Genomic DNA, 1,987 nt, shown 5'->3' with positions numbered 1-1,987 from the left:
TCGTCCCCAGACAGCGAGATCACCACGGCAGAAGGCCCAGGATGCGACACCATAAAAGGGTATCAACTTACCCTCGTGATTTGTGGCGCATCACACTAGCAACACCACTACAGCTCAATAGGCATACCAATGGGCAGCTTTAAATTTATTGGCTACCTCAAGCACACCTGGTCAGAGCGGCATCAGTGTTGCAACTAGAGAGAAGACTGACAGGCGACGAAGAGGTAACCGCCGTCCACATCGTGCTCCCGCGGCCGCACCTCACGCCGATCGAGCCGGTCGAGGACGACCGGCAGGATCTTTGCTGGCGCCGCCCGCGGCGGCTGCGGACAGTCCGGAGGGCAGGCACTCGGCGGTGACCCCTCGAGGCCGATCGCCGGCCCTGTGACTGACTGCGGGTGGCCCCCACGGCCCGTGGGGCGCGTCCCGGGTGGGGGCGCCCCACGGCCGTGGGTGATGCGGTTCCTCGTCCGTTTCGGTCCGGTCAGGCGGCGAGCAGTTCGGTGACCAGGCGAACGGCCTCCGGCACCTCGACGTGGTCGTCCGGGGTGGCTCCGAAGTGGGCACCGGTCGGCGTCACCACGGCGGTCGCGCCGAGGCCCTCGACCAGCAGCCGGACGTGCTCGGACGGGTCGGGCTGGTTGACCGGGTCGTCCATCGCCTGCAGGACCCGGAAGTGGCGGGCGGAGCGGCGGATCCGCTCCCAGTCGAAGCCCCCCTCGAAGAACGGGGCAAGTTCGTCGTAGCCGACCTCGTGGGCCGAGGTCGCCACCAGGAGGACGCCCGTGAACACCCCGTCCACCTCGGGGTCGTGCTGCTCCAGGAACCGGAGCACGTTGACGCCGCCGATGCTGTGCCCGACCAGGACCGTGGACCCGGCGGGGCCGACGGCCAGCGCGGCGTCGCCGAACGCCTCGCGCCAGGGCCCGAGCTGCGGGGCTTCGGTCTGCGGCAGGCGGGGCACGGTAACGCGGTGCCCCGCGGCCGCGAGCCGCTCGGTCAGGTACGGGAACCAGACGCTGTCGTCGCTCGCGCCGTAGCCGTGCGACACCACGATCTCGCTCATGATCGATTCACTCCCCCAAATAAAAACGATACGTTGCGTTTCGATTGAACCTAGCACACTGCTAGCGTGTTCCGCGTGCCCACCGGACCATCCCCGAACCGCCGCACCGGCGGCCGGCTCCGCAGCGAGGAAGCCCACGACTCCGTCCTGGCCGCCGCGATCGAACTCGTCGAGGAGCTCGGCTACCAGGCCGTCACCGTCGAACGGATCGCCGCCCGCGCCGATGTCGCCAAGAGCACCATCTACCGCTGGTGGAAGTCGAGAGCGGCCCTCGTCATGGACGCCTACCGCGCCGCCGTCGAACAACGGATGCCCGAACCCGACACCGGCTCCCTCGCCGGCGACCTGACCGCCTTCGCCACCGCCCTGTACGGCGTCACCGCACACCCCCTCCGGGTGCAGACCCTGCGCGGCCTGATGGCCGAAGCCCAACTCGACCCCGCCTTCGCCGAACCCTTCCGGGACTGGGTGGAGAGCCGCCGGGCGGTTGTGTCCGCGATCCTGGCGCGTGGAGCGCAACGCGGCGACCTACCGCCCACCGCCGACCTGGACGCCGTCACCGACCAGCTCTTCGGCCTCTTCTGGTACCGCCTCCTGGTCGGCCACCAACCGCTCGACCCCGCCCAGGCGGCGACCCACGTCGACCAACTCCTCCACGGCCTGCACGCACGGCACCACCGGTAGGCCCGTCCGTCGGACCGGGCGGGCCGTCCCGGACGGGCTGGACACGCCCCAGTACGGGCTGATTCTGACCCACGCACATGAAGGCATTCGTCGACGTGGACGCGGCCGTGCGTGAGCGAGAGGCAATCACACCTCAGACCGCGTTTGAGATCTGCGGTGCCCAGTGGCTCAGGTGATCGTTGAGTCTCGTGTGAGTAGTAGTGGGGGCGGGTACCCGTCTGACCTGACGGATGAACA

Annotated in this window: 2 protein-coding genes; one reads left to right on the top strand and one right to left on the bottom strand. The window is 68.8% G+C overall.

Going from position 1 to position 1,987, the window contains the following annotated elements; all coding sequences use genetic code 11:
- Positions 1-484: 484 nt before the first annotated feature.
- Positions 485-1,066, bottom strand: coding sequence for an RBBP9/YdeN family alpha/beta hydrolase (locus ADK60_RS21215; RefSeq protein ID WP_052709244.1), 582 nt, complete (start codon positions 1,064-1,066; stop codon positions 485-487).
- Positions 1,067-1,141: 75 nt separating this feature from the next.
- Here ADK60_RS21215 and ADK60_RS21210 point away from each other — a divergent pair, with 75 nt between their 5' ends.
- Positions 1,142-1,750: a TetR/AcrR family transcriptional regulator gene (locus ADK60_RS21210; protein WP_063783219.1), complete on the top strand. Its 609-nt coding sequence runs from the start codon at positions 1,142-1,144 to the stop codon at positions 1,748-1,750.
- The last annotated feature ends 237 nt before the right edge of the window (positions 1,751-1,987 follow it).

This window comes from Streptomyces sp. XY431 (genome assembly GCF_001279805.1).
Lineage (GTDB): Bacteria > Actinomycetota > Actinomycetes > Streptomycetales > Streptomycetaceae > Kitasatospora > Kitasatospora purpeofusca.
This window is presented reverse-complemented; position numbering and strand designations above follow the sequence as displayed.

Coding starts and splice junctions, on each gene's coding strand:
- ADK60_RS21215 (WP_052709244.1), bottom strand. CDS start 1,066: ATGAGCGAGATCGTGGTGTCGCACGGCTACGGCGCGAGCGACGACAGC.